We start from the raw sequence: 23,983 nt of genomic DNA, 5'->3' as shown, positions 1-23,983 counted from the left end.
CCGACGGCGTCGCGGCACGGGTGGGCGGGGCAAGGCAGACTGTAGGCATGGCCATCCATGAGAACCTCCTCGGAGGACCGCCCCCCACCCGGCTGCCCGATGACCCCGAGCCGCGTGAGCTGCTCGCGAACGGGACGCCGCCCACCGACGTCGCCGCGAAGTACCCGACCTCCTCGCTGGCCTGGGCACAGCTCGCGGACGCCGCGTTCGAGAACGGGCGGGTCATCGAGTCGTACGCGTACGCCAGGACCGGTTACCACCGTGGGCTCGACGCCCTGCGGCGCAGTGGGTGGAAGGGGCACGGGCCCGTGCCGTGGGAGCACGAGCCGAACCGCGGTTTCCTGCGTGCCCTGCACGCGCTCGCCCGCGCCGCGCAGGCGATCGGTGAGCAGGAGGAGTACGAGCGCTGCGCCACGTTCCTCCGGGACTCCTCACCGCTGGCGGCCGACACGCTCGGCTGAACACGAGCGCCCGCGTACCGCTCGAGCAGCGCGACGTACCGCTCACGTACCCCGTACCGGTCACGTACCCGGTACCGCTCAGGTACCGCAGAACCCTTGATGGCTCGCCCGGCTCCGACGGACTCCCGTCCCCGGGCGGGCCATCGGCGTGCGCGCGGCGGGCGGGCCGCCGGCGTATGTGCTGCCGCGCACTGACCCCGGTCCGTGCCCCCGGATTATGATGCGCACAGGGGACCGGGGCTCCACGGACGAACGGAAGGGGCGGACCGCTACCCGGCAGCGCATTCGAGGAGACAGCAATGTCGCAGACCCCCGATGTCCATGTGCCCGGAGCCGGTTCGGACGCCCCGAACCTCGATTTCGCCGGGACCACCCCGTACGAGGACTACGTCCGGGCCGACGTCCTGACCCACTTGCAGCATCCGCTCTCCGAGGATCCCGGCGAGATGGTCTTCCTGGTCACCACCCAGGTCATGGAGCTGTGGTTCACGGTGATCGTCCACGAGTGGGAGACGGCGTCCCGCGCGCTCCGGGAGGACCGGACGCGGGAGGCGATCGACGCGCTCGGCCGGTCGGTGCACGAGCTGGAGGCGCTCAACGCGTCGTGGAAGCCGCTCGGACGGCTGACGCCCGCACAGTTCAACTCGTACCGGGCCGCGCTCGGTGAGGGGTCCGGATTCCAGTCGGCGATGTACCGGCGACTGGAGTTCCTGCTGGGCGAGAAGTCCGCGTCGATGCTCGTCCCGCACCGGGGCGCGCCGCGCGTGCACGCCGAGCTTGAGAAGGCGCTCCACCAGCCGAGCCTGTACGACGAGGTGCTGCGGCTGCTGGCGCGGCGCGGGCTGCCGGTCCCGGTGGCGGTCCTGGAGCGGGACCTGTCCCAGCGCTACGAGCCGTCCCCGGAGGTGGAGCGGATCTGGGCCGGCATCTACGCCGACCCCGCCCAGTGCTCCGAGCTCCTCCGGCTCGGCGAGGCGCTGACGGACGTCGGGGAACTGGTCTGGCGATGGCGGAACGACCATCTGGTGGCGACCCGGCGGGCGATGGGCTCCAAGACCGGCACCGGCGGTTCCGCGGGGGTGGCCTGGCTGGAGAAGCGGGCGGCGAAGAACGTGTTCCCCGAGCTGTGGACGGCGCGCAGCCATGTCTGATTCCCCTCTCGCTTCCTCCGCTTCCTCCGCTTCCTCCGCTTCTCCCGCTTCCTCCGCCAAGGGGGCCGCCGCTCAGCTCGTCGCACGCGCCGCCGCGCTCGACGCCGCCGACGTGCTCGCCCCTCTCCGAGACCTCTTCGTCCTCGACCGACCGGCCACCACGTACCTCGACGGCAACTCCCTCGGCGCCCTGCCGCGCCACGTCCCCGCCCGCCTCCAGGACGTCATCACCCGGCAGTGGGGCGAGCTGGGCATTCGTTCCTGGACCGAGAGCGGCTGGTGGACCGCGCCGGAGCGGATCGGGGACCGGATCGCCCCGCTCGTCGGCGCGGCGCCGGGCAGCGTCGTGGTCGGCGACTCGACGAGCGTCAACGTGTTCAAGGCCGTGGTGGGCGCGGTACGCCTGTCGGCCCCGGCGGACGACGCGGCGGTTCCGGCGGATGGCACGGCGGTTCCGGCGGCCGCGGCGGACCCGGCGGATGGCACGGCGGTTCCGGTGCGGGACGAGATCCTTGTCGACGCCACGACGTTCCCCACGGACGGGTACATCGCGCGCTCCGCGGCCCGGCTGACCGGCCACCGGATCGTTCCGGTCGACCCGGCGGCCGCCACCGGCCCGGGCAGCCTGCTCGGCTCGCTCGGGCCCCGGACGGCCGTCGTGCTCGTCAACCACGTCGACTTCCGCACCGGGCGCCTCCACGACCTGCCGGGCATCACCGCCGCCGCGCACGACGCCGGCGCGCTCGTCGTCTGGGACCTGTGCCACAGCGCGGGGGCGCTCCCCGTCGGCCTGGACGCGCACGGTGTGGACCTCGCGGTGGGCTGCACGTACAAGTACCTGAACGGCGGGCCCGGGGCCCCCGCCTTCCTCTACGTCGCCGAACGCCACCAGTCCCGCTTCGACTCGCCGCTGCCCGGCTGGAACTCCCATGCCGACCCCTTCGCGATGTCCCCCGACTTCGCGGCGGCCGAGGGCGCGGTACGGGGCCGGGTCGGCACCCCCGACATCCTCTCGACGCTGGCGCTGGACGCGGCGCTCGACGTCTGGGAGGGCGTGCGGATCGAGGACGTACGGGGGAAGAGCCTGGCGCTCACGGACTTCTTCCTGGAGTGCGTGGCGGAGTACGCGCCGCCGGGGCGGGTGCGGTCGCTGACCCCGGCCGCGCACGCGGAACGCGGCAGCCAGGTCGCTCTGCGCTGCGCGGAGGCGCCTGCCGTGATGGCGGCGCTCATCGCCCGTGGCGTGGTCGGTGACCTGCGCAGACCGGATGTGCTGCGGTTCGGCTTCACCCCGCTGTACACCGGGTTCGCCGACGCGGAACGGGCGGCGAGGGTGCTCGGCGAAGTCCTGGCGGAGGTACCGGCGGCGGTACCGGCGCAGGCGCCGGCCGAGACCTCGGTGGAGGGGTCGGCGGAGTCACCGGCGGCGACGCCGCGCGCCGATGCGGGGCCCGGCGCGAACGAGTGACCGAGGACGGGCCCCGCGCGGCCGGCGGGGCTGGTACGGTCCCGCTGATCAGGTCAATGGTCACCAGGTCAAGTAGGCCCGACCAGCGAAAGGTTGGCGCACCATGCCGGACGACGCCGCGCGCGGCGAAGCCGTTGCCCATGACGCCGTCGCTCAGGACGCGCTCGCTCGCGACGCGGCGGAGAGCGAATCGGCCTTCGGCCATGCGGCCGTGCCTCCCGATGCCACCGCGTCGTACGGTGACCACCCGGACCAGGTGATCGACTTCTACGCACCCCGGGACGCGTCGGGTGCGCCGGGCGGGGAGGGGCGGGCCCCGCTCGTCGTCGTCCTGCACGGCGGCGCGTGGCGGGCGCCGTACGACCGTGGCCACGTGACCCCCTTCGCGGACTTCCTGGCTCGTCGGGGTTTCGCCGTCGCCAATGTCGAGTACCGGCGGGGGGCGGCCTCCGGCGAGCCCGGGGAGCCCGGGGAGCCCGGGGCCGGTCCGGTCGCCGGTCGGTGGCCCGAGACGTTCGACGACGTGGCCGCCGCGCTGGACGCGCTGCCGTCCCTCGTCCCGGACGCGCTGCCCATGGCCGATCTCCGGCGGACCGTCCTGACCGGCCACTCCGCGGGCGGCCAGCTCGCGCTCTGGGCCGCGGCCCGCCATGTGCTCCCCGCCGGGTCGCCCTGGCATCTGCCCCGGTCCCCGGAGCTGCGCGGTGTCGTCGCGCTCGCGCCCATCGCGGACCTCGTGCGGTCGGTGGAGCTGGCGGTGTGCGGCGGCGCCGTTCTCCAGTTGCTGGGCGGGGAGGCCGGGTTCAAGCGGCGGCGGGAGGCCGTGGACCCGGCCGTGCTGCTGCCGACGGGCATCGCGACGACGGTGGTGCAGGGCCGTGCGGACCTGACGGTGCCGTACGCCGTCCCCGAGTCCTTCGTGGAAGCGGCGGCGCGAGCGGGCGAGACGGTCGGGCTGACGCTGCTGGAGGATGTCGGCCACTTCCCGCTCATCGACCCGGCGGCGGACGCCTGCGCGGTGGTGGCGGAGGAGATCGCCCAACTGGCGTGGTGAGCCGGGCGTACGGGAGCCGGGCGTACGGGAGCCGGGCGTACGGGAGCCGGACGTACGGGCGGAACGGCGTCCGAGCGGGACCGCGTCCGTGCGGAAGGGCATCCGAGCGGAAGGGCACACGGGCGGTTAGGCGCCCGGGCGGAAGGGCATCCGGGCGGAAGGCCGCGCCCCGCCCCCCGAGCCCGGTCCGCTGTCTCGTCGCCTCGTCCCCCTCGTAGTACCTGGGACGGACGCCCGCGGATCCGCTTCCCTGGTGACGACCGCTCCCCGCCCCGCCCCCTACCGTGGCAGCGTGACCCAGACAGACACCGGGGATTCCCGGGGCCCCGAGCGCCGCATGACCGCGCGAGCCTTCGGCAACGTGCGGCAGGACCTGTTCGACGACGCCTTCGCCTATCGTCCGCTGAAGCCGCTGGCGGCGGGCCACCCGTTCGTCCGCCGGCTCCCCGAGGGGCGGATACGGGAGCTGGCGGTGTGGACACCGCACGGCCTGATCGTGGCGGCCGCCGTCCTCGTGATGTTCGTCGCGCGCCTCGAGACAGGCTTCGGCAGCGGTCTGTTCGCGTTCCTCCCGGTCATCCCGGTGCTCTTCACCCTGGTCAGGCCGGTGGGCGCGTGGTGGCTGGCGCTGGCGGCCTCCGGGATCACGGCCTTCTTCAGCAACCGGTACGAGGGTTTCCCCTTTACGCCCAGCGCCTTCCTCGGATACCTGGCGGTGCTGACGATCGTGGCGCTGCGCAGCCGGCTGAGCATCGGCCTCTCGATGTGGCTGGCAACGGCGGTGTACGCCATGGTGGTCCCGGCGGTCCTGTCCGGAAACGAGGACGCCACCTCGTTCCAGATGCTGTTCCTCTCCGCGCTCGTGCTGCTGGCCGTCGCCGTGTTCCACGTCCGGCGCGACGCGAAGGAGGAGGTCGCGGCCCAGCAGACCGTCACCGCCGTCGAACGGGGCCGGCGCACGCTCCTGGAGGAGCGCACCACCATCGCCCGTGAGCTGCACGACGTGGTCGCGCACCACATGTCGGTCGTCGCGATCCAGGCCGAGGCCGCCCCGTACCGGGTGGAGAACCCGCCGCCCGAGCTGGAGCAGGCGTTCGCCACGATCCGCGAGAACGCGGTCATCGCGCTGGCCGAGCTGCGCCGGGTCCTCGGTGTCGTACGGGCGGCTGACTACGAGGCCCCCGACGCCCCGCAGCCCACGCTCGCCGAACTGGACGGACTCCTCGCGAACGTCCGCGAGGCGGGCCTGGCCGTCGACAAGACGGTCACCGGCTCGGTCCGTACGCTGTCGCAGGGCGTCGAGCTGTCGGCGTACCGGATCGTGCAGGAGGCGCTCAGCAACGCGCTGCGGCACGCGCCGGGGTCGAGTGCGAGCGTGGAGATCAGCTACGTCCTGGGCGGGCTCGGCCTGCGGATCGTCAACACGCCGCCGCGCGGGCTGGTCAAGCCGTCGCCCGGATCGGGGCACGGCCTCACGGGCATGCGGGAACGGGTGACGATGCTGAACGGGGAGCTGACGGCGGAGCCGCTCCAGGACGGCGGCTACGAGGTCGCCGCGTTCATCCCGGTACCGGCGGCCGAGCGCGACGCGGACAAGCACGCCGACAAGCACGGGAACAAGCCCGGCGAGAAACACGGAGAGAAGCCATGACCATCCGGGTACTGATCGTGGACGACCAGGTGATGGTCCGCGAGGGATTCTCCGTGCTGCTGGGCGCGATGCCGGACATCGAGGTCGTGGGGGAGGCGGTGAACGGCCGGGAGGCGGTCCACCAGGTCGCCGCCCTGCGCCCCGACGTGGTCCTGATGGACATCCGCATGCCGGAGCTGAACGGCATCGAGGCGACCCGTGAGATCGTCGCCGCCGACGGGACCGCGAAGGTGCTGGTGCTGACCACCTTCGACCTCGACGAGTACGTCTACGAGGCGCTGCGCGCCGGCGCCTCGGGCTTCCTGCTCAAGGACGCCTCGGCGCGGCAGCTCGCGGACGGCGTACGGGTGGTGGCGGCCGGCGAGGCCCTGCTGGCCCCGACCGTCACCCGTCGCCTGATCACGGAATTCTCCAAGATCTCGGACTCCCCGCGCCCGCCGACGATGGCCCGCCTCGGGGACCTCACGGAGCGCGAGACGGAGGTACTGGTGCTGATCGCGCAGGGGCTGTCGAACGGTGAGATCGCCGAGCACCTGATCGTGGCGGAGTCCACGATCAAGACGCACGTGAGCCGGATCCTGGTGAAGCTGGGCCTGCGGGACCGCACGCAGGCGGCGGTGTTCGCCTACGAGGCGCGGCTGGTGACGCCGGGGTGACTATCAGATTCTGATCACTCGGTCGGGTGAATGCGGGTAGCGGGACCGTTTTGGCTGATGAGGGGCCTGCCAGGGTGGTTTCCACCTGACAGGAGGTGCACCATGACAGTTATGGCAGCGCGCGCGGTTCAGCAGATGTCCGTCGAGGAGTTCGAGAGGCTCGCCAAGCTCGTCGAGAGGGAGTCCGACACCGTCAGGTTGGAATTCATCAACGGACGGATCGGGTTCAAGGGAATGCCGGACGGCGACCACGCTGAGATCATCAGGTGGCTTCAAAAGCGCTGTATGCAGGCCCGGCCTGATATGTGGCTCTACGCGGGGGGCGAGCTCGGCCTCGCGATCGAGACGTACCGCAACGGCAGGGCCAAACCCGATGCCGTCCTCGCCCCGGAGAGCACCTTCGCCGGACAGGGCGACTGGGCCGACCCGGCCCGCGTGCTGATGGCGGTGGAAGTCACGTCGTACGACCGGGACACGGACCGGCGGGACCGCAAGGAGAAGCCCGCCGCCTACGCGGCCACTGGGATCCCGGTCTATCTGCTGATCGACCGGGACCACTGCACGATCACCGTGCACAGTGATCCGACGCCGGACGGCTACGGCTATCTCCAGGTGGCGGACTTCGGCAAGAAGGTCACGGTCCCCGACCCCGTCGGCATCGAGCTCGACACCGAGGAACTGAAGAACTACGTCCGCTGACGTCCCCGTTCTCGTACGCGACTGGTGACGCCGGGGTGACTATCAGATTCTGATCACTCGGTCGGGTGATCGACAGGCGAGGAACCGTTTTGGCTGATGATGGGCCTGTCAGGGTGGTTTCCGCCTGACAGGAGGTGCACCATGACAGTTATGGCAGAGCATTCGGCGCAAATGACGGTGGAGGACTTCGAGAAGTTCGCCGCTGTGGAATCCGAGACCGTCAGGCTGGAATTCATCGACGGCCGGATCGGAGTCAAGAAGGTGCCGGACGGGGACCATGGAGAGATCATCTTGTGGCTGCTCGGCCAGTGCATGCAGTCGCGACCGGGCCTTGTCCTGAACCCTCTGCAGGGGCTCAAAATCGAAAAATACCGGTCAGGGCGGGCGCGGCCGGACGGGTCCCTGGTGCCCATGGGGCACTTCGCCGGCCAAGGGGAATGGGCCGATCCTGACGGCGTGCTCATGACCGTCGAGGTCACCTCGCGTGACTCCGACACCCACAAGCGGGACCGGGTGGAGAAGCCCGCCGCCTACGCCGATGCCGGCATCCCGGTGTATCTGCTGATCGACCGCGAAGCCGGCACCGTCACCGTGCACAGCAACCCGGATCCCGCCGCCGGTGATTACAGCGATCTGCACCGGGTCGTGTTCGGGGAGAGGCTCGTCATTCCGGACCCCGTCGGTATCGAACTCGACACCGAAATCCTGAAGGCGTACGCGCCCTGACGCCCTCCGCGCCGCACGTCGGCCCCTTCGTCCACACCCTGTGGATGAACGGGCCGACGTCTTGCCCGGGCACTTTCTGGTCAGCACACGCAAGTCAGCACGCTCAGGTCAGCAGATCCCTGCGCCGCAGCCCCGCCAGGCCCCCCGCCGTCAGTGCCGCCGCCAGGGCCGTCAGGACGAGCACCGGCGGCCAGGACATCTCCGGGCCCGGCAGCCTCGGCAGGTGGCCGAAGGGCGAGAGGTTCATCACCGACTGCGGCAGGTCGATCGCCGGGCCGATCCAGCCCAGGGCCAGGGCCAGGCCCGCGACCGCCCAGCCGGCCACGGACACCTTCGGCGCCAGCCCGTACAGGAACACCGCCAGCGCGCCCAGCAGCCAGACCGCCGGGAGCTGGACCAGGCAGGCGCCCAGGATCGCGGTCAGGTCCCGGCCGTAGCCGAGGGCCAGGCCCGCGCCGCCGAGGAGCATGATCAGGGCGACGCCGGCATACGCGATCAGCAGGTGGCCGGCGGCCCAGCGCAGCCGGCCGACCGGCCCCGCCAGGACCGGTTCCGCGCGTCCGCCGGTCTCCTCGCCGTACAGCCGCAGCACCGACGCGACGACGTACAGCGCCGCCACCATGCCCAGCATGGAGACCATCGCGGCGAGGAACGCGTCGGTCAGCCCCTGCTGGCCGCCCATGCGCTCGAAGATCTGCCGCGCCTGCTCGTTGTCGCCGACCACGTCCGCCACGCCGTCCGTGATGCCGCCGAACAGGATCCCGGTGAGCAGGAAGCCCGCGCCCCAGCCGAGCACACTGCCGCGCTGGAGCCGCAGGGCGAGCGCCCAGGCCGTGCCGAGTCCGCCGTGCGCCGGCCCCGGCCGGGCGGGCAGGAAGCTCATGCCGATGTCGCGCCGGCCCGCGAGGGTGTACGCGAGGACGGCCTGGACGGCGATCGCCGCGAGCAGGATGAGCATCACCCACCAGCGTTCGTCGTCGTAGGCGCGTACGTTCTCCGCCCAGCCGATCGGGGAGAGCCGGGTGAGGAGGGACGAACCGTTCGCCGCCGAGGCGTCGCCCGCCGCCTTCAGCGCGAACGCGGCGCCGATGACCGCGCTCGTCAGCCCCTTCGCCAGCCGAGCGTTCTCGGTGATCTGCGCGGCGATCGCGGCCGTGCACGCGAACAGCATGCCGACGCCCCCGCTCGCGAGGCCGAGTGCCAGCGAACCGGTCGTGTCGCCGGTGCTCGCGGCCAGCCCGCCGGCGATCAGCAGCGCCAGCGCGGCATTGGCGGTCAGGGCCGTGAGCAGCGCGGCCGTCAGCGGCGCCGCCCGCCCGACCATCGCGGCGGACAGCATCTCCTGACGGCCCGTCTCCTCCTCCTCGCGGGTGTGCCGAACGACGATGATCAGGCTCATCGCGGCGGCGAACGCGCTCCCGAAGGCGATCATGCGCGCGGCGGTGAGCGCGCCGAGGGTGTCGTTGAAGAACGGGCCGTACAGGGCGCGCAACGAACTGTTCGCCGTCATCGAGCGGACGATGTCGGCACGCGCGGCGGCGGTGTCGTAGAGCGAGGCGTACGAGCTCGCCACCGACATGTAGGACGCGCCGATGACCAGCACCCACGCCGGCAGCATGATCCGGTCACGGCGCAGGGCGAGCCGGAAGAGCGGCCAGGTGCCGGCCAGGTGGCGGGAGCCGCCGGTACGGGCTCCGGCCCCGGCGGCCGGCGCTGAGACGGTGGTCATCGGGACGCCACCCGCCCTCCGGTCCCCGGCCGGGCGTCGTCCGCCCCGGTACCCCCGGCCGCCTCCGGCGCGTAATGGCGCAGGAACAGTTCCTCCAGCGTGGGCGGAGTGCTGGTCAGCGAGCGGATGCCGGACGTGCTGAGCGCGCGGAGTACGGCGTCGAGCTTGTCGGTGTCGACCTGGAGCCGCACCCGGTTCCCCTGGACGTCGAGGTCGTGCACACCGGCCAGCCCGGCCAGTCCGTTCGGCGCTCCCGGGAGCGATCCCGCGAGCGGTTCCGCGAGTTCCGCGCTCACGCTCGTCCGCGTCAGGTGGCGCAGCTGGGAGAGCGAGCCGGACTCCACGGTCGCGCCCTTGCGGATGATGCTCACCCGGTCGCACAACGCCTCGACCTCGCTGAGCACATGGCTGGAGAGCAGGACGGTACGCCCCCGGTCGCGCTCCTCGGCGACACAGTTCTGGAAGACCTCCTCCATCAGCGGGTCGAGCCCGGAGGTCGGTTCGTCCAGGATGAGCAGGTCCACGTCGGAGGCGAACGCGGCGACCAGGGCGACCTTCTGGCGGTTGCCCTTGGAGTACGTACGCCCCTTCTTGGTCGGGTCGAGCTCGAAACGCTCGACGAGCCGGTCCCGCCGGGCCCTGTCGAGGCTGCCGCGCAGGCGCCCGTACAGGTCGATGACCTCGCCGCCGGAGAGGTTGCGCCACAGGGTCACGTCCCCCGGTACGTAGGCCACGCGCCGGTGCAGGTCGACCGCGTCCTTCCACGGGTCCCGGCCCAGCACCCGGGCGGCGCCGGAGTCGGCGCGCAACAGTCCGAGCAGCACGCGGATGGCGGTGGACTTGCCCGCCCCGTTGGGCCCGAGGAAGCCGTGCACCTCGCCGGTCTCGACGGCCAGGTCGAGGCCGTCCAGCGCATGCGTCCGCCCGAACGACTTGTGCAGTCCGGCGACGCTGATTGCCTTTGTCATGATTTTGAACGTACGCTTTGTTCAGAAATTTGTGAAGTTAAGGAAGCGTAAAAAGGCCCGGGTAAGATCGAAAGGAGCCCGGGCGGGTGACAAGGTCGATGAGGGAGATGAGGACGATGAGCGGAACGGAGAGCGCGGTCGGCGCGCCGCGCGACCCGGAGGCGGTGTCCCGCTTCACGGAACGCTTCGCGGCCGAGATGACCGAGGCCGGGATGCAGCGGGCGGCCGCCCGGGTCTTCGCCGCGCTGATGGCCTCCGACGACGCGAGCATGACCTCGGCGGAGCTGAGCGAGCGGCTCAGCATCAGCCCGGCGGCCGTATCGGGGGCGGTCCGCTACCTCATCCAGGTCAACATGATCAGCAGGGAGCGCGACCCGGGTACCCGGCGCGACCGCTACCGCCTGTACCCCGACATCTGGTACGGCACCTTCACGGCGCGGGACCGGATCATGCACCGCTGGGCGACCGTCCTGCGGGACGGGATCGACACGCTGGGCAGGGACACGCCGGCGGGGGAACGGATGGTGGAGTCCGTCGCCTTCTTCGAGTTCGTGCAGGAGGAATTGCTCGCGATGATGGACCGCTGGAAGGTCCGCCAGGACGAGCTACGGGCGTGGGCCGCGAAGACCGAGGTGAGGGCGGGAACGGAAGCGCACGCGGAGACGAACCGGAACGCGGAGACGAACCGGAACGCGGAGACGAACCGGAACGCGGGGGCGGGGGCGGACCGGCGCTGACTCCCCTCAGCCGTCCCCGGGGCCCGGCACTCGCGCCGCCTCCGGCGCGGACGCCGGGAGCGTCAGCCCCCAGCCCGCCGGCCGCAGCGTCCACGTTCGCGTCCGTACCGGCCCCGTCACCCGCGCGTCCGCGTGGTAGCGGAAATCGGCCCCCGACACCGTCACCGACAGCGCGCTCGCCCGGCGCGGCTCCTCCGTGTCCTGCGTACGGATCACCACCTCGGCGCGCCCGTCGCGCGAGCGGACCGTCACGCCGGACACCGGCTCGTCCAGGTCGCTCAGCAGCACCCCGTCCGCCTCGACCCGCAGCCGGTGCGCCCGCGCGCCCCCCACGCCCGGGACCGGCCGTACCAGCGTGCGCACCAGCGAGCGGCACGTGTGCCACACGGACGACGCCGCGGGACCGAGACCGGCGGTGAACTCCTCGGCCCCGGCCCCGGCCCCGTCACCCGCCGCTCCCGTCCCCCGGTGCGTCCCCGGCGGCGCCGGGATCCGCAGGTCGCCCAGCACCACCCCGTCGCTGTCGTCCACCAGCAGGTCCAGCCGCCGGACCACCCCGTCCAGCACCGCACGCGCCGCCGCGACCGCGCCCGTCGGCACGCCCAGCGACCGCGCCAGATCCACGCACGTGCCCACCGGCACCACCGACAGCGCGCCCGAGGCCAGCTCCCGCTCCCGGTGCAGCAGGCCGACCATGCGCAGCAGCGCCCGGTCGTCGCCGATCACCACCGGCCGCCGGCTGCCCCGCCGGGCCAGCGCCCGGGCGAATTCCTCCGGCCCGTCCGGGAGACAGATCTTCACGGCGGCACCCGCGCCCAGCACGTCTTTCGCGATCCGCACGGATTCACCGTCGGTTCTGCGGGCGACCGGGTCGATGAACACCAGAAGCTGCTGCGCGCCGTTCTCGGCGGGCTCCGGAGCCGACACCTCGGTCCTTCCTCGGGTAGCATCTTTGTGCAAGAGCCCCTTGCGCTATTGCGCCAGGGGCTTCGTCTATTCCGGGGCAACCGGTTCGACGGGCGGGCTGTGACGTGTCGTGTCGTACGACGTCGTACACCGCTGTGCCGCATGGCGCGTACGTACGCGGGTGATCGCGTACACGCGCACATCCGTGCACAGCCGTGTGCGCTGTCCTGCGCCACGGCAACGTGCTGCGGCGGGCATACGGCGTCCGCCCCCGACCTTGGACATGCCCCGCCCGGAAGGGGTGTACGCCTGTGCCCGCACTTGTGCTGCTCGGTGCTCAGTGGGGTGATGAGGGCAAGGGAAAGGCCACCGACCTGCTCGGCGGCTCCGTGGATTATGTCGTGCGCTACCAGGGGGGCAACAACGCCGGTCACACCGTCGTCGTCGGCGACCAGAAATACGCACTGCATCTCCTCCCTTCCGGAATCCTCTCCCCGGGGTGCACCCCGGTGATCGGCAACGGTGTGGTCGTCGACCCGGCCGTCCTGCTCTCCGAGCTGAGCGGGCTGGAGGAGCGCGGCGTCGACACCTCCAAGCTGCTGCTCAGCGGTAACGCCCACCTGATCACGCCGTACCACACCACCATCGACAAGGTGACGGAACGGTTCCTCGGATCGAGGAAGATCGGCACGACGGGGCGTGGCATCGGTCCCACCTACGCCGACAAGATCAACCGTGTCGGCATCCGCGTCCAGGACCTGTACGACGAGTCCATCCTGACCCAGAAGGTCGACGCGGCGCTCGACTTCAAGAACCAGATCCTCGCCAAGCTCTACAACCGCCGCGCCATAGAGTCCGGCCGCATCGTCGAGGAACTGCTCGGCTACGCGGACAAGCTCCGGCCGTACGTCGCCGACACCACGCTCGTCCTCAACGACGCCATCGACGAGGGCAAGGTCGTCCTCTTCGAGGGCGGCCAGGGCACCCTGCTGGACGTGGACCACGGCACGTACCCCTTCGTCACCTCCTCCAACCCCACCGCGGGCGGCGCCTGCACGGGCGCGGGCGTGGGGCCGACGAAGATCAGCCGGGTCATCGGCATCCTCAAGGCGTACACCACGCGCGTCGGCGCCGGCCCCTTCCCGACGGAGCTGTTCGACGAGGACGGCGAGGCACTGCGCCGCATCGGCGGCGAGCGCGGCGTCACGACCGGCCGCGACCGCCGCTGCGGCTGGTTCGACGCGGTGATCGCGCGGTACGCGACCCGGGTCAACGGCCTGACGGACTTCTTCCTCACCAAGCTCGACGTCCTCACCGGCTGGGAGCAGATCCCGGTGTGCGTCGCGTACGAGATCGACGGCAAGCGCGTCGAGGAACTGCCCTACAGCCAGACCGACTTCCACCACGCGAAGCCGGTGTACGAGTACCTGCCGGGCTGGTCGGAGGACATCACGAAGGCGACGACCTTCGCGGAACTGCCCAAGAACGCGCAGGCGTACGTGAAGTCGCTGGAGGAGATGTCGGGCGCGCCGATCTCGGCGATCGGGGTCGGCCCGGGCCGTACGGAGACGATCCAGATCAACTCGTTCCTGTAGGAGCAGGATGCCGGGTGTCGGGTGGCGCGTAACGCACCGCACGACACAAGAGACGCGGGAACAGCGACAACAGCGAGTACAGCGCGTACAGCGAGAACCGCCCCGGTGGCCAGGACGACAGGCCGGCCGGGGCGGTTCTCGTATGTCGCGGAATCACTCCGGCGGGTGAACTCCCTTGACGCGTCTCCTGCGTTGCCGTGTGTGTCGCGCGGTGGCGACATGGGAGGAACGGGCAGGTCAGAAGGGTTTTGATGCCCGAAGGCCCAGGGCCCGGGCGCCGGGTCCGGGCCACAGAGAGGGAACTTGCGCTCGTCACGGTGCGTGGCGATACAGTCACGCCAGTTGCCGAGCAGTGAGCGGGACTTCCGCCCTCTCGCCTCCTCGGCCCCAGAGACATGGAATTGCCCCCGCGGTGGGCCAACACCCGGGGGCATGACACCGGGAGCCATACCTCCGATGCGGATTTACCGTACAACGCCCACGCGTTTCTTCTCGACCTTCGCCAACGCGCTGTTGCGCGACCACACCATCTCGTGGTGTGCGGCAGACGTACTGATGTACCTGCTGAGCCTCCCGAACGGGGCTCGCAGTTCGATCCGTTCGCCGGCCGAGTTACGCAAGGAGGGCCGGGCCCGGATCGTCGAATCCCTGCGTGAGCTGGAGGAATCCCGCTATCTGTGCCGGGTGGTCGCCAAGGATCGCGAGACCGGACGGTTCTCCACGGTGTACGAGGTGTTCGACGCCCCGTACTCGAACGGGGGAGACGGCGAGGGGGTCGGCGACGGGGACAGGAATGGCCGAAACCTGGCCTCCGGAGAGGGGACCTGCTCGCGGACCGCCTCCGCCGGAAGCTGCCGGCCCCGCCGCCTCCGCCGCCGGTACGCGACGAGTGCGAGCGCTGCGGCACACCCCTGCCGCCGTCGGCCGACTGCCGCGCCTGCGCGGCCCCGCCGCCCGCCCCCACGCCCGAGACGCGCGGCTTCATGGACGCGGCGCGCAAGGGCGGCGCGCTGGTCCGCGCGGCGCTGGCGGGGGCGGTGACCGCGCCGACGGCGCCCTGCGCCACCGGCTGAAGCTTCCCGCCCCACAAGGAGGCGGGCCAACCCGAAGAGAGTGAGATGACCCTTCAACTGGAACGGCCGACCGAGATGGTATACCGCAGGTATACTGTGGTCATGGCTGACACCACCGTCAAGGTCGACCCCGCCGTCCGCGACCGCCTCATGGTCCTCGCCCGCGAGCGTGGGCTGACGATGCGCGATCTGATCGCCGAGCTGGCGGGCGCGACGCCGACGCGGGAGGAGCTGCGCAAGCGCTACGAGGAGACCAAGGCGTACTGCGAGACGCACTTCGGCGTCACGCTCACCGACGAGGACCACGACCGGGTGGAGAAGGTCTGGCAGGAGCTGGAGGCCGGCCGGCCTGTGGACAGCCTGTGACCGGCTCAACGGCGGTGATCTACGACGAGACCGCACTTCTCGCGCTGGGCGCGGGCAACCGGCTCGCCTCGCAGTTCGTGTCCAACCGCCAGCACGGCCCGACCCGGCACGTCTACGTACCGGCGCTGTCCCTCGCCGCCGCCGACGGCCTGCGCAAGGGGCTGGCCGACCACGTCGGCGCGCTCCCGGCGGCAGAGATCGTCGAGTTGGACTTCGCGGGAGCGTCGGCCGTGGGGGCGCTGGTCCGCGACGGGGTCGAACTGCGTCTCGGCCAGGCGATCTACCTGTCCCGGCCGACGCTGGACTACCCGGACGGTCGCCCGGTGCTGACAACGATGCCGGAGCTGTACGCCGACATGCCGCTCGTACGGACGATCAGGCTGCCCGAGAGGAACTGACCGAGGTGAGCGTCGCGGGACCGGGGTGGTGTGCGCGCCCCGGGCCCGCGCCCGGCGGCGGGTCGGTGCGGGCGAGGGCTCAGCCGGCCGCTTCCACATACGACGCGAGGTTGGCCAGCGAGGCAGCGATCGCGGTCTCGTGGTCCGCCTGGTCGATGCCGGGCGGCACGTCCGTGGCGGTGACGGTCACCTCGGTTCCCTCGCCCGTGGCGGCGAGGTGCCAGGTCATCGTCATCGTGCCCGCGTACGACGGGTCGTCGGCCTCGAACACGGCCCGCTGCACCACGCGCTCCGGTGGTACCAGATCGGCGAACTCGACATCGACGACATCCGTCGCGTCCGACGTCTTGCCGGGACTGCCGGTGGGGTCGAGGTAGGTGAGGACCATCCGGAACCCGCCACCGGGCCGAGGGGCCCACCGCTCGATCCGCCCGCGCATGCCGTCCGGCGGCAGCCAGGCCTCAAGGGCCTCCGGGGTGAGGAGGGCGTCGTAGACGGTCGTCGGCGACGCCGCGATCACCAGTTCCGCGCGGTCGGTCCTTCCCATGGCGTGATTCTCATGACACCGGCTGCTCACGCCAGGTTTCAGTCGCCTCAAGCCGAGCAGTGGGGTTGGCCGCCAAGGCCGGCGGGGGCCGCCGTGCCCGAGAGGTACCGGTCGAGCGTCTCGCGGCGCCGAGCGATCTGCTGCTCCTGGCGGGCGAGTTCGTCGCGGACCTCCCGGACGCGGGCCAGGAGTTGTGAGCACTCGCCCGAGGGCGGTGTCGGTGCGGTGCAGGGAAGGATCTCCCGGATGATCTGGGAGGGCAGTCCCGCGCGGTAGAGGTCCTGGATGAAGGCGACCTGGCGTACGGCTTCCTCGCCGTAGTCCCGGTATCCGTTGGAGCGGCGGTCGCTGGAGAGCAGCCCTTGGTCCTCGTAGTACCGGAGCGAACGGGTGCTGGCCCCGGTGGCCCTGCTGAGTTCTCCGATGCGCACGCCGTCTCCTCCGCCGAGCCAGGCTTGACATTGACGTTAATGTCAGAGTTTAGCGTTCGGGGCATGAAGAGGAAACAAGAGACGGGGCGGCGAACCGCGGTCGTGACCGGCGCCGCGACCGGCATCGGGGCCGCGATCACCGAGCGGCTGGCCGGGCAGGGCATGCGCCTGGTCCTGGTCGCACGGGACGGCGCACGCCTGGAGGCGGCGGCCGAGCGGCTGCACGTCGAGCACGGGGCCCAGGTGTCGACGCTGGCGCTGGACCTGTCGCACCAGGGTGCTCCTTCCCGGCTGACCGAGTGGCTGGCGGATACGGGAACCGAGGTCGATGTGCTGGTCAACAATGCCGGAGCCGGCCTGATGGCGCGGGTCGCCGACAGCGATCCCGCGCGGGTGCGGGGCCTGGTCGACCTCAATGCCGGCGCGGTGGCGGAGTTGACGACGCTCCTGCTGCCCGCCATGGTCGCGCGGGGGAGGGGGGCGATCGTCAACATCGCGAGCACCGGTGCGTACGCGCCGGCTCCGTACGTGGCCGCCTACGCGGCCTCGAAGGCTTTCGTGCTGTCCTTCACCCAGGCGGTGTGGGCCGAGACCAGAGCGACGGGGGTGCGGGTCGTGGCGGTCAGCCCCGGGCCGACCGCCACCGCGATGAACACACGGCGCATACCGGGCAAGCGCGGGCCCGGTTCCGTCGCTGACACCGTCATGTCCGCCATGCGCGGCCGGGGCCCGGCGGTCGTCGACGGCCGTCTCAACACTTTCCAGACCTTCGTCTTCGGTCGCCTGTTGCCCGCGTCGGCGGCCACCCGGATCGCGGAGAGGTCCCTGCGCAAGGCGGCGCTCGGGCGCTGAGGTTTGGTGCCCCTCCGAGTCGAGACGAACCTGATGGCTCAGGTGCGGACGGCGTACGGCCCGGCCCCGTGTCGGGCGTCAGTCCCTCCAGGTGAGGAACGCGGACCAGGCCGTCGGGGTGACGGCGAAGGTGGGGCCCTCGCTGTTCTTCGAGTCGCGGATGTGCACGGCGTGGGGGCAGGCGGCGATCTCGACGCACTCGCCGCCGCTGGGACTGCTGTAGCTGGACTTGTGCCAGTCGAAGGCGATCTCGACGCAGTCGCCGCCGCTGGGGTTGCTGTAGCTCGACTTGAACCACCGCAGGGTGTCGCTCATTGATGCTCTCCTGCCAACTGCTCGATGAGGCCCAGCGATTCCCGAGGCCCCAGGGCCTGTGCTCGGATTTTCGCATAGCGCTGGGCATACATGCTCACCTTTGCGGGCTCCTTGATCAGCAGGCTCTCGTCCTGTGGCTCCAGGTAGACCAGCCGGTCGTGGGCCGGCGTCTCCACCAGGGTGATATCGCCGTATGCGCCGGCATGTTCTCCGCTCAGCCCGCAGTGCTGCGGGAGCACCTGAATGGTGACATTGCGCCTGCGTGCGCAGTCGGCCAGGTGTCGCAACTGCTCACGCATGATCTGCCAGTTGCCGATCGGCCGGCGCAGCATCCCCTCTTCCAGGATGAGCTCGATCAGGGCCATCGGCTCCCGGTCGAAGAGTGCCTTCCTGGCCATCCTGGCTTCGACCAGCTCATCCACCCGCTCGGCGGAGGGCGGCGGGTACCCGCCGGTGATCAATGCCTTTGCGTACTCCTCCGTCTGGAACAGGCCGTGCACAACCAGAGTCGAGAACAGGTGCAGGCTGAGCGCGATCTGCTCCAGCAGCACGTAGTCCTTGAACTGCTTCGGGTACTTGTCCAGCCGTACGTACCGCCTCGCCTGCTCGAAGATTCCCATCCCCTCCCCGAGCACCCGCTCCAGCGCCACCAGCATGTCGTCGCTCGCCGGTTGCGCGCACGTTTCCATCGCGCTCACCGCCGCACCCGAGAATCCCAGTTGCTTGCCCAGTTGTTCCTGCGTCCAGCCCTTCCGGATACGCATCAGGCGGGCGATATCCGCCACCAGCCGTGTCGTCGGGCCCGCCGTTTCCTTGTTTTCCGCTCGCGCCATGTGTGATCACCATTCGTCTCGACCGGACTCAACCGGTCACAACCACTACGTACGGAACTTGACCTTCCGCTCGGGTAGTTGGCCCAGGTCGACCGGTGTCCGACGTACCCGCGCCGTCATGGAAAACGTTAGTCGCGAGCCTTCAAAATGTCCCCATGGATGCGACAAGTCGCCACTTGGATGACATCGATTGGATTCCGCGTTATGGATTCCAACTACGCAAGGCGGGAGTGCAATTCGACGCGGTACGGGTCGACGGGGACGACGGGCGGCGGCTCGCCGACATGATGGAGGCGATTACCGGTGGGGATCCCGGGCCTATTGTCAGAGAATTGAATGGCCGCCGGGGAATGTACTTCTTACTTCCCGCCGGCAGTACCGTGCGCCGGTCGTGGCCGCGCGCGGTCGTTCCCTTCAACGCCTGTTCCGGGCGGGTGAGTTACGTACCCGTGCCCGCCCTCGCCGAGCACACCTGGCCGCTGGCGTGGCACTTCCCGCCCACGGAGTACGGCCGGTTCGTGCATCCGCTGCTGCTGCTCAACGCCGCGACCGTCCTGTTCAGCGACGCCGTCGTCCGACACCAGGACCTGGCCCGGATCGGGTTCCGGCTGTCCGCCCTCGAAGAGTGAGGGAGGAGACAGGAGACGACGGGCCGTCAGTTCCCTTTCGTGTAGATCAGGGACTCGCCGTTCGCCGTCGTACGCCGCAGGGTGCCGTCGGGCAGGAGCGTCAGTTCGGTGGCGGTGCCCGGCGTGCAGGAGGTCATCGGTTCGCCGACGGCGACCGTGGACGGTCCGATGCTGAGCGGGGCTCCCGGGGCGGGGGCCGAGGCCAGTGGCGCCTCGAAGACGCAGTGGTAGCCGCCGCTCCCTCCGGCCGGGCCGTCGGCGGTCAGGGAGAGGACCGTTTCGCCCACGTTCCCCTGCGTGATGACGAGCCGGCGGGGGCTGTGGCCCGCAGCGGTGTTCACGCCGCCGGTCCAGGTCCCCACGTACTCGGCCGGCACGTCACCGGCCTCCGCCGAGGCGCTGGGGGAGGGGATGGGTGCGCCCGAGGCGGTGGACGACGGGTCCGGTTCGGTTCCGCCCGCCTGGGACTCCGAGGCGGCCGGGCTGATCGCCTCGTCGTTCTTGGCGTCCTTGCTGTCGTGGCCGCCCAGGAACGCGTACACGGAGAGGCCGGAGAGGATCGCGACGATCACGGTGACGGTGATCAGGACCGCAGTGCCCCGGGAGGAGCGCTCAGGGGACGGGGGCGGGTGGGGGAACTGGGGCTGTGCGGGCTGCGGTATCGCGCCGCCGTACGAGGGCGGGGGAGCGGCGCCGTACGGGTGCGTGGCGTAGCCGTACGGTGCCTGTGCCTGTGCCTGTGCCTGTGCCTGTGCCTGTGCCGGTGGGTAGCCGTACGAGCCGGGTGGCGTCGGGTGCGGCGGTGTGCCGGTACCGGCACGGGTACCGGTATCCGCGCCTGTGCCGGTCGTCTCCGGCGTCTTTTGTGTCGCTGGTGCGCTTGGACGCGCGATCGGACCCGTCGGACCCGTCGGACCCGTCGGACCCGGCACCGGCCTCAGCCGGGTGGTCCGCTCAACCGGCTTCTCGGGCGTCGGAGCCGCTGCCGGAGCCGCTGTCGGAGCCGCTGTCCGAACCGCAGTTGGAGCCCCGGCGGGAGTCGGAGTCGTTGCCGCCGCGGGGGGCGTGGTCTCCGCGTCCGGCTCCAGTTCTACCTTGCGCATCTGAGCCGTCGCGTCGCCCTCGTACTCCAGCAGCTGGACCGCGTGCTGACCCAGTTCGGCCAGGAGCGGGCCCGGCAGCCAGGGGTCGCCGCCGCGTCCGGCCCCCGAGTCGACGGGTTCGCCCACCCTGGCCAGGATGTCGCGGGTGGTCGGCCTGGCCGCCGGGTCCTTCTTCAGGCAGGCGCGCACCAAGACCGCCAGGTCTTCGGGCAGTCCGGTCAGGTCCGGTTCCTCCTGCGCGATCCGGAACATCAGCGCGTGCGCGGGCGTGTCCTGCGTGCCGAACGGCAGCCGGCCCGTCGCCGCGTACATCAGGACCGAGCCGAGGCAGAACACGTCGCAGGCCGCCGTCACCCGGTCCCCGCGTATCTGCTCGGGCGCCATGAAGCCGGGCGAGCCGACCACCGAGCCGGTGCGGGTCAGGTCGCCGTCCGTGACCGTCTCCAAAGCGCGGGCGATGCCGAAGTCGATGACGCGCGGGCCGTCGATCGTGATCAGGATGTTGGACGGCTTGAGGTCGCGGTGGATGAGGCCGGCGGCGTGGATGTCCTGGAGGGCGTGCGCGAGTCCGGAGGCGAGGATGCGGACGGAACGTTCGGGCAGCGGGCCGTGGCCGTCCCGGACGCCCGGACTGCCGGGCCCACCAGGGCCGGCGGGGCCGCCAAGCCCACCGGGGCGGTCCAGGCCGTTCTTCCCGCCGCCGCCGACGACGCTGCCGCCCGTGCTGACATCACCGTCGTCGTCGCGGCCTCCGCCGGCCGAGACCACCGACTGGAGCGAGGGCCCCGCCACATAGCCCGTGGCCAGCCAGGGCACCGGCGCTTCGGTGTCCGCGTCGAGCACCGGCGCCGTCCACGCGCCGCCCACCCGCCGCGCCGCCGCCACCTCCCGCCGGAAGCGGTCGCGGAACTGTTCCTCCCGGGCCAGTTCCTCCCGTACGAGCTTGACCGCGACCGTACGGCCCCGTTCCGAACGCCCCAGATACACGCGGCCCATCCCACCGGCGCCCAGGCGGGCGAGCAGCCGGTAGGCGCCGATGCGTCGTGGGTCTTCTGCTGCCAGCTTCTCCATGGCCGCGCGGCCCTCCCGAATTGCCCCTGCCCCGTAAGTCCGCCCATTGTGACGCGTCCGTACAGCGCCTCCGTTCCGGCGCCCCGTTCCGGCGCCCCGGTACGAGGCCTCCTATATGCCGCGCGGCGGGAGTGGCCCGATCCACGCGACACTCCCGTACCGCCCGCCCCCTTCGCTTCCTACGCTGTCGGCATGACCACCACCGAGACCTCCGCCCCGGCCCCCGAGCCGGCCCCCGGCCCGGCCCCCGACCCGGAGGCCGGCGCCGCCGTGAAGGCCGCCGACCGGGCCCACGTGTTCCACTCCTGGTCCGCGCAGGAGCTGATCGACCCCCTCGCCGTCGCCGGCGCCGAGGGTTCGTACTTCTGGGACTACGACGGCAACCGCTACCTCGACTTCACCAGCGGCCTCGTCTTCACCAACGTCGGCTACCAGCACCCCGCCGTCGTGGCCGCCGTCCAGGAGCAGGCCGGCCGGCTCACCACCTTCGCGCCCGCCTTCGCCGTCGAGGCGCGTTCCGAGGCGGCACGGCTGATCGCCGAGCGCACCCCGGGCGACCTGGACAAGATCTTCTTCACCAACGGCGGTACCGAGGCCATCGAGCACGCGGTCCGCATGGCCCGCCTGCACACCGGCCGCCCCAAAGTGCTCTCCGCGTACCGCTCGTACCACGGGGCCACCTCCACCGCGATCAACCTGACCGGCGACCCGCGCCGCTGGGCCTCCGACTCGGGCGCCGCGGGTGTCGTCCACTTCCACGCGCCGTTCCTCTACCGGTCCGCCTTCTACGCCACGACCGAGGCCGAGGAGTGCGCCCGCGCCCTGGAACACCTGGAATCGACGATCACCCTGGAGGGGCCCGCGACCATCGCCGCGATCGTCCTGGAGACGATCCCGGGCACGGCCGGGATCATGATGCCGCCGCCCGGCTACCTCGCGGGCGTACGGGAGATCTGCGACCGGTACGGGATCGTCTTCGTGCTGGACGAGGTCATGGCGGGCTTCGGGCGGACGGGGAAGTGGTTCGCGGCCGAGCACTTCGGTGTCGTTCCCGACCTGCTGACCTTCGCCAAGGGCGTGAACTCGGGGTACGTCCCGCTCGGCGGTGTCGCGATCTCCGCCGCCGTCGCCGACACCTTCGCGACCCGCCCGTACCCCGGTGGACTCACCTACTCCGGCCATCCGCTGGCCTGCGCCGCCGCCGTCGCGACGATCGAGGTGATGGAGCGGGAGGGGATCGTCGAACACGCGGCGCGCCTCGGCGAGACGGTTCTCGGCCCCGGCCTGCGCGAACTGGCCGCGCGGCACGCGTCGGTGGGCGAGGTGCGCGGTACGGGGGCCTTCTGGGCGCTCGAACTCGTACGGGATCCGGCGACGCGCGAACCTCTCGTGCCGTACAACGCGACGGGCGAGGCGAACGGTCCCATGGCCGCCTTCGCCGCGGCCTGCAAGAAGAACGGCCTGTGGCCCTTCGTGAACATGAACCGCACGCATGTGGTCCCGCCGTGCAACATCTCCGAGGCGGAGGCGAAGGAGGGGCTGGCGGCGCTCGACGCCGGGCTGTCGGTCGCGGACGAGTACGTGGCGTAGGGCGGAGCACGTGGCGCGGGGCGAGTAGGCAGCGTAGGCCGAGTCCGTGGCGCGGGACGAGCCCGTGGCGCGGGACGATCCCGTGGCGTGGCCCGGCTGCCGTCCGGCCGGCGCCCGGCTGTGGGGCGGCTGATGCCGACACGATCTGGCGTGATCCCATCAGTCTCAGCCGCCTCACCATCAACTTTCCGCGCCCCCGGCACCCCCCTGGCTTAAGGTGTCCCAAGCCGGACGAGGGGACGGAAAACCATGCCCGCCAGCGGAGCTGTGACCCGCAGTACCTTGCGGCAGCAGATCGCGGACGCGCTGCGTGACGAAGTGCTCGCGGGGCGTTTACTTCCGGGGCAGGAGTTCACCGTCAAACAGATCGCCGAGCAGTACGGGGTTTCCGCGACGCCTGTCAGGGAAGCCCTGGTCGACCTCTCCGCGCAGGACCTGCTCGACTCCGACCAGCACCGCGGCTTCCGCGTCCACCAGTTCTCGCTGGCGGACTTCCGGGGCATGGTCGAGGCGCGTGCCCTGGTCGTGGACGCGGTCTTCCGCGAACTGGAGGGCGAACACCTCGCCGCCAGGGCGCAGAGCACCGCGCTGGTGTCCGTACGGCGCCGGGCCGAGGAGGCGACGCGCGCGGCCAGGGGCGGTGACCTGAACGTCCTCATCGGCTACGACCTGCGATTCTGGCGCGAGTTGGGCGCCTTGGTGGCCAACCGCTACGTCGCGGAGTTCCTGCACCGGCTGCGCGTCCAGGCGTGGGTGTTCTCCGTGCCGTACCTGCGTGAGGAGACGGCGGACCGGAAGTGGCTGTGGCACGGCCATGAGCGGCTGGTCGACGCGTTCACGCTGGGGGACGTGTCGCTGGTGCGGACGGTGATCCGGGAGTACGACGACCACGCGCGCGCGTGGGCGGAGAGGCTGGAGACGCCGGGGAGTTCACGGCGGTGAGCGGGCCGGACGGATCGAGAGAATCGAGCGGG

The 23,983-nt window shown here is 71.3% G+C and carries 24 protein-coding genes; 16 read left to right on the top strand and 8 right to left on the bottom strand.

What is annotated here, in order from left to right; all coding sequences use genetic code 11:
- Nucleotides 1-47 precede the first annotated feature (47 nt).
- The 8 genes from ACU6P3_RS15705 to ACU6P3_RS15670 all read left to right on the top strand — a co-directional run bounded on the left by ACU6P3_RS15705 (nt 48) and on the right by ACU6P3_RS15670 (nt 7,866).
- Complete coding sequence (locus tag ACU6P3_RS15705) at nt 48-461, top strand: DUF3151 domain-containing protein (protein ID WP_447197653.1); 414 nt, start codon at nt 48-50, stop codon at nt 459-461.
- 299 nt (nt 462-760) lie between these two features.
- Nucleotides 761-1,612 (top strand): tryptophan 2,3-dioxygenase family protein, encoded by an 852-nt coding sequence (locus ACU6P3_RS15700; protein ID WP_447197652.1) that lies wholly within the window; start codon nt 761-763, stop codon nt 1,610-1,612.
- Nucleotides 1,605-3,080, top strand: coding sequence for a kynureninase (gene kynU / locus ACU6P3_RS15695; protein ID WP_447197651.1), 1,476 nt, complete (start codon nt 1,605-1,607; stop codon nt 3,078-3,080). The genes ACU6P3_RS15700 and kynU overlap by 8 nt, the downstream gene beginning before the upstream one ends.
- Before the next feature lie 103 nt (nt 3,081-3,183).
- Nucleotides 3,184-4,134 carry an alpha/beta hydrolase family protein gene (locus tag ACU6P3_RS15690; RefSeq protein ID WP_447197650.1) on the top strand — a complete coding sequence of 317 codons (951 nt, stop codon included), beginning with the start codon at nt 3,184-3,186 and terminating at the stop codon, nt 4,132-4,134.
- A 292-nt stretch (nt 4,135-4,426) separates the two neighbouring features.
- Nucleotides 4,427-5,785: a sensor histidine kinase gene (locus ACU6P3_RS15685; protein ID WP_447197649.1), complete on the top strand. Its 1,359-nt coding sequence runs from the start codon at nt 4,427-4,429 to the stop codon at nt 5,783-5,785.
- The gene (locus ACU6P3_RS15680) at nt 5,782-6,441 is read left to right on the top strand and encodes a response regulator (protein WP_344269831.1); all 660 of its coding nucleotides are present in this window, start codon (nt 5,782-5,784) and stop codon (nt 6,439-6,441) included. The genes ACU6P3_RS15685 and ACU6P3_RS15680 overlap by 4 nt, the downstream gene beginning before the upstream one ends.
- Before the next feature lie 102 nt (nt 6,442-6,543).
- Complete coding sequence (locus ACU6P3_RS15675; RefSeq protein ID WP_447197648.1) at nt 6,544-7,140, top strand: Uma2 family endonuclease; 597 nt, start codon at nt 6,544-6,546, stop codon at nt 7,138-7,140.
- A 141-nt stretch (nt 7,141-7,281) separates the two neighbouring features.
- On the top strand, nt 7,282-7,866 hold the full coding sequence (locus tag ACU6P3_RS15670; RefSeq protein ID WP_447197647.1) for a Uma2 family endonuclease: 585 nt from the start codon (nt 7,282-7,284) through the stop codon (nt 7,864-7,866).
- 103 nt (nt 7,867-7,969) lie between these two features.
- Here ACU6P3_RS15670 and ACU6P3_RS15665 read toward each other — a convergent pair whose 3' ends face one another.
- Together ACU6P3_RS15665 and ACU6P3_RS15660 are read right to left on the bottom strand one after the other, a co-directional pair.
- On the bottom strand, nt 7,970-9,595 hold the full coding sequence (locus ACU6P3_RS15665; protein ID WP_447197646.1) for an ABC transporter permease: 1,626 nt from the start codon (nt 9,593-9,595) through the stop codon (nt 7,970-7,972).
- Nucleotides 9,592-10,563: an ABC transporter ATP-binding protein gene (locus ACU6P3_RS15660; protein WP_447197645.1), complete on the bottom strand. Its 972-nt coding sequence runs from the start codon at nt 10,561-10,563 to the stop codon at nt 9,592-9,594. The genes ACU6P3_RS15665 and ACU6P3_RS15660 overlap by 4 nt, the downstream gene beginning before the upstream one ends.
- A 116-nt stretch (nt 10,564-10,679) precedes the next feature.
- Here ACU6P3_RS15660 and ACU6P3_RS15655 point away from each other — a divergent pair, with 116 nt between their 5' ends.
- Nucleotides 10,680-11,300, top strand: coding sequence for a GbsR/MarR family transcriptional regulator (locus ACU6P3_RS15655; RefSeq protein WP_447197644.1), 621 nt, complete (start codon nt 10,680-10,682; stop codon nt 11,298-11,300).
- Nucleotides 11,301-11,306: 6 nt separating this feature from the next.
- On the opposite strand, the gene ACU6P3_RS15650 is transcribed toward ACU6P3_RS15655, so the two are convergent.
- On the bottom strand, nt 11,307-12,227 hold the full coding sequence (locus tag ACU6P3_RS15650; protein WP_447197643.1) for an acylglycerol kinase family protein: 921 nt from the start codon (nt 12,225-12,227) through the stop codon (nt 11,307-11,309).
- Between the two features lie 290 nt (nt 12,228-12,517).
- Between ACU6P3_RS15650 and ACU6P3_RS15645 the strand changes: the two genes are divergently transcribed.
- The 3 genes from ACU6P3_RS15645 to ACU6P3_RS15635 all read left to right on the top strand — a co-directional run bounded on the left by ACU6P3_RS15645 (nt 12,518) and on the right by ACU6P3_RS15635 (nt 15,638).
- The gene (locus ACU6P3_RS15645; protein ID WP_030751332.1) at nt 12,518-13,801 is read left to right on the top strand and encodes an adenylosuccinate synthase; all 1,284 of its coding nucleotides are present in this window, start codon (nt 12,518-12,520) and stop codon (nt 13,799-13,801) included.
- 1,175 nt (nt 13,802-14,976) lie between these two features.
- Entirely contained in the window at nt 14,977-15,240 is a 264-nt protein-coding gene (locus tag ACU6P3_RS15640) for a hypothetical protein (protein ID WP_234314871.1), read from the top strand.
- Entirely contained in the window at nt 15,237-15,638 is a 402-nt protein-coding gene (locus ACU6P3_RS15635; RefSeq protein WP_030751326.1) for a PIN domain-containing protein, read from the top strand. The genes ACU6P3_RS15640 and ACU6P3_RS15635 overlap by 4 nt, the downstream gene beginning before the upstream one ends.
- Nucleotides 15,639-15,717: 79 nt before the next feature.
- Here the strand turns inward: ACU6P3_RS15635 and ACU6P3_RS15630 are convergent, their stop codons facing one another.
- Both ACU6P3_RS15630 and ACU6P3_RS15625 read right to left on the bottom strand, forming a co-directional pair.
- Entirely contained in the window at nt 15,718-16,185 is a 468-nt protein-coding gene (locus ACU6P3_RS15630) for an SRPBCC family protein (protein ID WP_447197642.1), read from the bottom strand.
- Nucleotides 16,186-16,232: 47 nt separating this feature from the next.
- A complete protein-coding gene (locus ACU6P3_RS15625) occupies nt 16,233-16,616 on the bottom strand; it encodes a MerR family transcriptional regulator (RefSeq protein WP_447197641.1) in 384 nt (127 codons plus the stop codon).
- A 63-nt stretch (nt 16,617-16,679) separates the two neighbouring features.
- Here ACU6P3_RS15625 and ACU6P3_RS15620 point away from each other — a divergent pair, with 63 nt between their 5' ends.
- Nucleotides 16,680-17,468 (top strand): SDR family NAD(P)-dependent oxidoreductase, encoded by a 789-nt coding sequence (locus tag ACU6P3_RS15620; protein WP_447197640.1) that lies wholly within the window; start codon nt 16,680-16,682, stop codon nt 17,466-17,468.
- 78 nt (nt 17,469-17,546) lie between these two features.
- Here the strand turns inward: ACU6P3_RS15620 and ACU6P3_RS15615 are convergent, their stop codons facing one another.
- Nucleotides 17,547-17,783: a DUF397 domain-containing protein gene (locus ACU6P3_RS15615; RefSeq protein WP_447197639.1), complete on the bottom strand. Its 237-nt coding sequence runs from the start codon at nt 17,781-17,783 to the stop codon at nt 17,547-17,549.
- Nucleotides 17,780-18,616 (bottom strand): helix-turn-helix domain-containing protein, encoded by an 837-nt coding sequence (locus ACU6P3_RS15610; protein ID WP_447197638.1) that lies wholly within the window; start codon nt 18,614-18,616, stop codon nt 17,780-17,782. Before ACU6P3_RS15610 ends, ACU6P3_RS15615 begins: the two co-directional genes overlap by 4 nt.
- Nucleotides 18,617-18,771: 155 nt before the next feature.
- Here ACU6P3_RS15610 and ACU6P3_RS15605 point away from each other — a divergent pair, with 155 nt between their 5' ends.
- Nucleotides 18,772-19,245, top strand: coding sequence for a hypothetical protein (locus tag ACU6P3_RS15605; RefSeq protein ID WP_447197637.1), 474 nt, complete (start codon nt 18,772-18,774; stop codon nt 19,243-19,245).
- A gap of 26 nt (nt 19,246-19,271) precedes the next feature.
- Here ACU6P3_RS15605 and ACU6P3_RS15600 read toward each other — a convergent pair whose 3' ends face one another.
- Entirely contained in the window at nt 19,272-21,419 is a 2,148-nt protein-coding gene (locus ACU6P3_RS15600) for a serine/threonine-protein kinase (protein WP_447197636.1), read from the bottom strand.
- Between the two features lie 192 nt (nt 21,420-21,611).
- Between ACU6P3_RS15600 and ACU6P3_RS15595 the strand changes: the two genes are divergently transcribed.
- Complete coding sequence (locus ACU6P3_RS15595) at nt 21,612-23,009, top strand: aspartate aminotransferase family protein (protein WP_447197635.1); 1,398 nt, start codon at nt 21,612-21,614, stop codon at nt 23,007-23,009.
- Between the two features lie 249 nt (nt 23,010-23,258).
- Nucleotides 23,259-23,951, top strand: coding sequence for a GntR family transcriptional regulator (locus ACU6P3_RS15590; protein WP_447197634.1), 693 nt, complete (start codon nt 23,259-23,261; stop codon nt 23,949-23,951).
- Nucleotides 23,952-23,983: the final 32 nt, after the last annotated feature.

It is taken from the genome of Streptomyces hebeiensis, assembly GCF_052983195.1.
Note: the sequence above shows the minus strand (reverse complement) of the source record. Positions and strands in the feature narration are given on the sequence as shown.